Below are 7,120 nucleotides of genomic sequence, written 5' to 3'. Positions count from 1 at the left end.
TCTTGCGAGACCTGCCGGCCCCGACCCGGGCGCAGCCGCGGCGGGGTCGGCTCGGAGCGCGGACAGAGGGACGCGGATGGAACGCACGGGGGCGGGAGGCCAGCCGGCTCTGCGCCGCGTGATGGGACCCGGCCTGCTTCTGGTGTTCATCGTGGGCGACATCTTGGGCACCGGGGTCTACGCGCTCACCGGCAAGGTCGCGGCGCAGGTCGGCGGAGTGGCGTGGTTGACCTTCCTCCTGGCCTTCGGCGTGGCGGTCCTCACCGCCGCGAGCTACCTCGAGCTGGTCACCAAGTACCCCACTGCCGGCGGGGCGGCGGCCTACGCGCACCGCGCGTTCCGGGTGCAGGCGCTCACGTACCTCGTGACCTTCGCCGTGATGGCCTCGGGCCTCACGTCCGCCGCCTCGGCCGCGCTCGCGTTCGCCGGGAATCTCACCCAGGTCATCCCCGCGGACGGGCTCCCCGACCACGTCCGCGTGGCCGAGCAGGCCCACGGCGTCGGAGGGGGCCAGCTCTCCTGGCTGGACTCGGTGACCGGGAACGGGCTGCTGGTGGGGATCGCGCTGGCGTTCATCCTCGCGGTGGCAGCGATCAACCTGCGCGGGATCTCGGAATCGGTCCGGCTCAACGTCGTGCTCACCGCGATCGAGGTCTCAGGGTTGCTGCTGGTGATCGGGATCGGGGTCTGGGCGCTCTCGCACGGCCACGGCGATCTGTCGCGGCTCACCCAGGTGGAGACCTCGCCGGGGGAGAGCCCGGTGCGCTCGATCACCGCCGCCACCGCCCTGGCCTTCTTCGCCTTCGTCGGATTCGAGGACTCGGTGAACATGGCGGAGGAGACCTGGGATCCCGCGCGCGTCTTCCCCCGGATCATGTTCGCCGGGTTGGCGATCACCGGGGTGATCTACCTGCTGGTGGTGGCGGTGTCGGTGTCCGTGGTGCCGCCGGAGGTCCTGGGTTCGGGCGAGACGCCGCTGCTCACGGTGGTGGCGGTGGGGGCGCCGGCGTTCCCCCTGTGGATCTTCGCGCTCATCACCATGGCCGCCGTGGCCAACTCGGCCCTGATCAACATGCTCATGGCCTCTCGGTTGCTCTACGGCATGGCGGGGGAGAAGGTCTTGCCCTCCCTGCTCGGCAGGGTGCTGCCCGGCCGTCGCACTCCCTGGGTGGCGATCTGCGTGACCACGCTGCTCGCCGTGCTCCTCATCGCGGGGGTCGACCTGGCCTCGCTCGGTGGCACCACCTCCCTGCTGCTCCTGGCGGTGTTCGCGGTGACCAACTGCGCCGTCCTCGTGCTGCGCCGCAGTCCCGTGGAGCATCGGCATTTCCGGGCGCCGACGGTGATCCCCGTAGCGGGCCTGCTCAGCTGCGTGTTCCTGGCATCGCCGTGGTCGGGTCGGCCGGCGGAGGACTACCGGGTCGCGGCGCTGCTCCTACTCGCCGGGGTCGGGCTATGGTTGCTCCGGGTGGTCATGTCGTCACGCTCCCGGCGGCGGCGCGACGAGCACGCCAGGCGCCCCACGCCGGACGGATGACGTGTTGTCCGCAGGGCCCCGGTCTCGACACGTTCCCGTCGACACACATTTCGTCGACCAGGCCGGCGGCGTGGAGCACAATGAACCCAGCGGGATGCTCCCCGTGACCGCGGGGGGCCGAGGCGCGGGAATCGGGACCGGGAACTCGAGCGGAGGTCGACGGGCACCGCGCGCCACCTCGGGAAAGGAGCACCGTGATGAAGGTCGGACGCCCATGGGCCGCGTACTCGCTGACCGCCGGGATCGCGATCTGGACGCTGTCGGCACTCGGGGGCGGGCCCGGGCTGTTCCTCGCGCCGGACGGGTCGGGCCTCGGATTCGATCCGGCGATCCTGCGGAACACGCCGTTCGCCGACTTCCTCCTGCCGGGAATCATCCTCGCACTTCTCGGCGTCGCCGGGGCGGCGGTCACGGCGCTGCTGGTCCGCGGGGTGCGCGCACGCGGTCGCCGCGAGTCCCCCTCTCCGTGGCAGTGGTACTTCGCGCTGATCGTGACGCTGGGCCACCTCGTCTGGATGGCGGGGGAGATCGCGTTCCTGTGGACTCCCGTCGCGGGACTCCCCGGCGACCAGCGGGCGATGTTCTACGGGTTCTGGTGGGGGTTCGGGCTCCTGAGTGTGGCGAACCTGCTCCTGGTGTTCGCGCCGTCGACCCGACGCATCCTGGGAGGCCCGGCACGGCGGCGGTGAGGGTTCCGGCTCGGATTACGCGGGGGAGGGGTTTGCGCCCTCGGATCGCTCCAGCAGCCGTCGCATTGCGCCGCGCGCGAGCATCAGCACCACGATAAGCGTGGTCACCGCGAGGAAGCCGCCCAGCTGGACGGCATCGCCGAACGCGAGCGCTACCAGCTCGAGGACCAGCAGCTTGCTGCCCGGCAACACCAGCACCAGTGCGGCCACGTTCACCGCGCGGACTGTGCGCGTCGTGCCCGAGCGGATGCGGCCCACGATCCGCTTCTTGACCCACAGCACGAGCTCCAGGACCACCTTGAGCAGGACGGCCGTGAGAAGCGAGAGAAGGAACGTCTCCGAGAGGACCGCGGGGAGGAGCTGGACAAACACGCCCAGCACGACGAGATACACGAGCACATCAACGAGATCGATCGGACGGATCCTCACCCGCCGAGTCTATCGACCGCGGCATCGGGTGGTCCCCGGTCTCGGGGCGGTGGGCACCGGTCTCAGTCAGCCGAGTTCGTCCGCCAGCCGGACGGTGGGGATCCAGTCGATCCCGAACACCCGGGCCACCTCGGAGAAGGTGGAGGCGTCCGCATCGGTGCTGGTCGCCGAGGCGATCAGGCGGGACAGCATCACCGTCCCCGCCCGCTCCTCGATCGTGCCCGCCGCAGCGAGGAGCGACCAGGCGCACACCTGGTAATTCCGGTGCGCGCGGCCCATCGTCTGTTCGGCCAGGAGCCCCGAGTAGCGGGCCTGGTGGAAGAAGCCTCTGCGCGGGGTGTCGGTGGCGTAGGAACCGTCGGCGAACTGCTCGCGCGCCTGCAGGTTGATCGCGGTGGGCGTGTTGAACACCACCACCGGCGCCTCGCCGCGCTGGAACCGCATCCGCTCGGCCTCGGCCTGCGGGTTCGAGCCGTAGATCCGTGCGACCGGGATCCGGTCGGCCTCGAGCAGCTCGGCCACCGGGTGCGCGGCCGTGGACACCATCTCGGTGGCGATCAGCACCTGGTAGCCGCGCTCGAGTTCGGCCTTGGCCGCCGCGACGGTGTGCTCGACCCGGATCATCGACGCCTTCTGGCGCAGCCGCACCAGCGCGGCCAGCCCGCGGGCGACATTGTTGCCCGTCCGGGCCAGCTGCATCTCCCGCTGGAAGTCGCCCCATTCCAGCTCGTAGGCCCGCCACTGGTCCGGGGTCAGTTCCACCAGGTCCACGTCGAACGGAGGCGGCCCCCACGGCGCCGACCGGGTGAGCATCAGCGGCGGATCGTGCCGCAGCAGCATGTCGCGTGCGTCGCTGATGGCGGCCTGCTGCGTCGGCAACGACTCCTTGGCCTCGGCGCTCCACGTCCACTTTCCATAGGAGGTCTCCAAGGGCGCACCTCGCTCGGCCAGGGCCCGCCCGAAGTCCGACCACGCGGTCGGGGGATCGCCGTGGACCTGCGCGAACAGCGACGACAGGTAACCCCATTCGCCCGGGTGATGGCCAGGGGTGGCGGTGATCGACAGCACGAACGGCGCCTTCTCGTGAGGGCCGTCCATGCGGGTCAGACGACGCATGTAGCTCGTGCGCTTACTGGCGTGACGGAACTGGTGAGCCTCGTCGATCACCGCCACATCGACCTTGAGACGCGGCCGACCGTTGCGGGCCATGAGCTTGCCCAAGCTGTCGGAGGACATGATGATCCAGCGCAGGTCGTCGTCGCCCCGGTCGTCTTGTGTGAGCGCGGCGATGGTCCGCCGCCACGACGGGATGGTGATGCGGGCCGGCCGGTCCACCGTCACCAGAATGGTGCGTCCGCCGCGCTCCGTCGCGATGGCCTTGGCCGCCGCCACCGCCACCAGGGTCTTGCCGGTGCCCACATCGTTCGCCAGGTGGACCTGCCGGAACCCGCGCCGGGCGGCCGCGACGATCGCGTCCACGTCCGCACTCTGCTCCGGACGCAGCGTCATCGGTGCGGCGGTCGCCCCCGGGCCCTCGCTGCCGTTGAGCTCGTCCTCCAGCCACCGCAGGTACGAGTACGGCTTGCTGGCGTAGGGCTTCAGCGGGTCCGGCAGGGTGGTACCGACGTAGGCGTGGGCGGTGAGCGACTTGTAGTAGGTCACCCCGGCCGGCGTCCCGCCGCCCAGACCACCCCAAGGGAGCTCGAGCAGCCACACCCGCTGGCCGGGAGGAATAGTCGGAACCGTCTGTGCCGCGCTGGGCTTGGTGGCCGACGTCGCCCGCGTCGATCTGCGCTTGCGCCTGGTGGGGGACTTGCGTGAGGGCCGGGTCGCCATCAGACGTCCCCGCGCGCGCGGGCGGTGACGAGGGCGAGTGAGTCCACAGCGTTCTCCTGGATGGTCCTGGCGGGTCGGGCTCACTGTAGGGGGCGGGTACGTCACCGCCGGGGTTGGCCGCTGTCGGACGCCGAAGGGGCGGGTAGGTGGCCGGGGTGGCGTGAGGTCGCGTGTCGCGGACGGGGTTCGGGCTGGAAGGAGACGATGACAACGGCCCGCCACGGCCAGGAATTTGAACGAAGGCCTCATGGCACACGAGCGCGACCAGAACGTTAGGAGCTAGTCGATCAAGTCGAGATAGGTTCGGCGCGCTTTCGTTGCATGAATGACCTCACGGCTCCCGTCGTCGTAGCGCAATACGACCAGTTCCAGGACGCGGGCCTGAGAGTCGAACCCCAGCACGAGAACTCGCTGGGGGTGATCATCGTCTAGCGGCGCGGCGAATAGGGCTGACTCCGCGGCGGTCACAATGTCGTCATCAGCGATTCCGTGCTTTCGCGCGGATCGACGAATGATCACGAGGCGGCGGCCCACTCTGCGAGGGCCCGTCGGATCGCCTCTGATCGATTGAGGTGCTCCCGATCCGCCCGTTGCATCACCGCCTTGAGCTCGGCTTCCGTCAATCGGACCGGTACCACTTGCGCAGCGTGTTCTGCCCGGGCCGGGCGCCCCTTCCGCTTCTTCAACCAGGCGGGGTCGTACCCCTCCTCAGCCTCGGCGACCCACTTGTCGAGCTGTTCCTCCGAGACTGGTTCCCCCTGAATTCTCCGCTCCATGAGCACTATCGTAATACGAATCAACCGGTGCTGGAAGGCGACAGTTCGCGGTTCGACCGCGGGCCGGGTGGGCGCTGCTGCGATCTGCGCACAGGTGCGCGCCCGGAATGGACCAAGCAGGACGCACGGCCCGGCCTACGGCGGGCATCGAGAGCGCATAAGACGAAGGGGGCGCGTAAGTCGGCGGGCGGGGCCGCGACACGCTCGACGGTGAGGTGCGGGAAGTGAGGTGGGGAGAGGCGCAGGCAAACCCGCGCCACCCACCCCCAGCCCAGCCTCGACCCACCCTGCGGGGCGACGTGGAACAATGGCCCCCGGTACTGCAGCCACCCATCGCGGTGCCGGCCCAGAGACGATCCACGAACTTCCCCAAGGAGCACAGATGGCGCTTATCGAGCAGGTCGGAGCCCGGGAGATCCTCGATTCGCGAGGCAACCCCACCGTCGAGGTGGAGGTGCTGCTGGACGACGGCTCGTTCGCACGGGCGGCCGTTCCCTCGGGCGCGTCGACCGGCGCCCACGAGGCCGTGGAGCTGCGCGACTCCGACGAGCGCTACATGGGCAAGGGCGTGACCAAGGCCGTCGACGCCGTCCTGGACGTGCTCGCGCCCGCCGTGATCGGCATCCCCGCCGAGGAGCAGCGTCAGGTCGACGAGGCCCTCCTCGACGCCGACGGCACCCCCAACAAGTCCACGGTCGGCGCCAATGCCATCCTCGGCGTCTCGCTCGCCGTGGCCCGCGCCGCGGCGGATTCGGCGAACCTCGAGCTCTACCGCTTCGTCGGCGGCGCCAATGCGCACGTCCTGCCGGTGCCCATGATGAACATCCTCAACGGCGGCGCCCACGCCGACTCGGGCGTCGACGTCCAGGAGTTCATGATCGCGCCGATCGGTGCGCCCACCTTCCGCGAGGCCCTGCGCATGGGCGCCGAGGTGTACCACAACCTCAAGTCCGTGCTCAAGGACAAGGGCCTGTCGACGGGCCTGGGCGACGAGGGCGGTTTCGCCCCGTCGGTCGACTCCACCAAGGCGGCCCTCGACCTCATCGTCGAGGCCATCGAGAAGGCCGGGTACACCCTGGGCACCGACGTCGCGCTCGCACTCGATGTGGCCGCGACCGAGTTCTTCAAGGACGGCAAGTACCACTTCGAGGGCAAGCAGCTCTCCGCCGCAGAGATGGCCGACGTCTACGCCGACCTGGTGGCCAACTACTCCCTGGTCTCCATCGAGGACCCGCTCGACGAGGACGACTGGGAGGGCTGGAAGACCCTCACCGAGATGATCGGCAACAAGGTCCAGATCGTCGGCGACGACCTCTTCGTCACCAACCCCGAGCGCCTGCGCGACGGCATCGAGCGGGGCGCGGCCAACGCGCTGCTGGTCAAGGTCAACCAGATCGGCACGCTCACGGAGACGCTGGACGCCGTGGAGCTGGCGCACCGCAACCGCTACGCCACCATGATGTCGCACCGCTCGGGCGAGACCGAGGACACGACCATCGCCGACCTCGCGGTGGCCTGCAACTGCGGCCAGATCAAGACCGGCGCCCCGGCCCGCTCGGAGCGCGTGGCCAAGTACAACCAGCTGCTGCGCATCGAGGAGATGCTCGGGGACGCCGCCCGGTACGCCGGGGCCGGCGCCTTCCCGCGCTTCTCCGCCTGATCCGGGCAGCGACGCCACTCGGGCACAGCACGCACAGTCCCACGAGGCCAATCCGGTCAGCTAGGTAGTCGAGAGGAGGGCTCATGGCTCGCCCACCACGCCCTTCTGATCGACGGGGCTCGCCGGATCGCCGGGGCGACGGCCGCGATCGCGCGTCGTCCCGGCGTCCGGGGGAGGCGTCGGGGCCCATCCG

6 protein-coding genes are annotated in these 7,120 nt (G+C 70.1%); 3 read left to right on the top strand and 3 right to left on the bottom strand.

Annotation, left to right across the window (positions count from 1 at the left end):
• Window positions 1-76 precede the first annotated feature (76 nt).
• Together G6019_RS13580 and G6019_RS13575 are read left to right on the top strand one after the other, a co-directional pair.
• Entirely contained in the window at window positions 77-1,537 is a 1,461-nt protein-coding gene (locus G6019_RS13580) for an APC family permease (protein WP_206681832.1), read from the top strand.
• Window positions 1,538-1,734: 197 nt separating this feature from the next.
• The gene (locus G6019_RS13575; RefSeq protein ID WP_182612066.1) at window positions 1,735-2,226 is read left to right on the top strand and encodes a hypothetical protein; all 492 of its coding nucleotides are present in this window, start codon (window positions 1,735-1,737) and stop codon (window positions 2,224-2,226) included.
• 15 nt (window positions 2,227-2,241) lie between these two features.
• On the opposite strand, the gene G6019_RS13570 is transcribed toward G6019_RS13575, so the two are convergent.
• From G6019_RS13570 to G6019_RS17740, 3 genes are all read right to left on the bottom strand, one after another.
• Window positions 2,242-2,655 carry a hypothetical protein gene (locus G6019_RS13570; protein ID WP_182612065.1) on the bottom strand — a complete coding sequence of 138 codons (414 nt, stop codon included), beginning with the start codon at window positions 2,653-2,655 and terminating at the stop codon, window positions 2,242-2,244.
• A gap of 66 nt (window positions 2,656-2,721) precedes the next feature.
• Entirely contained in the window at window positions 2,722-4,491 is a 1,770-nt protein-coding gene (locus G6019_RS13565) for a DEAD/DEAH box helicase family protein (protein WP_182612064.1), read from the bottom strand.
• A gap of 515 nt (window positions 4,492-5,006) precedes the next feature.
• The gene (locus tag G6019_RS17740) at window positions 5,007-5,087 is read right to left on the bottom strand and encodes a ribbon-helix-helix protein, CopG family (protein ID WP_309230237.1); all 81 of its coding nucleotides are present in this window, start codon (window positions 5,085-5,087) and stop codon (window positions 5,007-5,009) included.
• A gap of 562 nt (window positions 5,088-5,649) precedes the next feature.
• Here G6019_RS17740 and eno point away from each other — a divergent pair.
• Complete coding sequence (eno, locus tag G6019_RS13555; protein WP_107756893.1) at window positions 5,650-6,927, top strand: phosphopyruvate hydratase; 1,278 nt, start codon at window positions 5,650-5,652, stop codon at window positions 6,925-6,927.
• Window positions 6,928-7,120 lie beyond the last annotated feature (193 nt).

The sequence above is a fragment of the Dietzia sp. DQ12-76 genome (genome assembly GCF_014145045.1).
Lineage (GTDB): Bacteria > Actinomycetota > Actinomycetes > Mycobacteriales > Mycobacteriaceae > Dietzia.
This window is presented reverse-complemented; position numbering and strand designations above follow the sequence as displayed.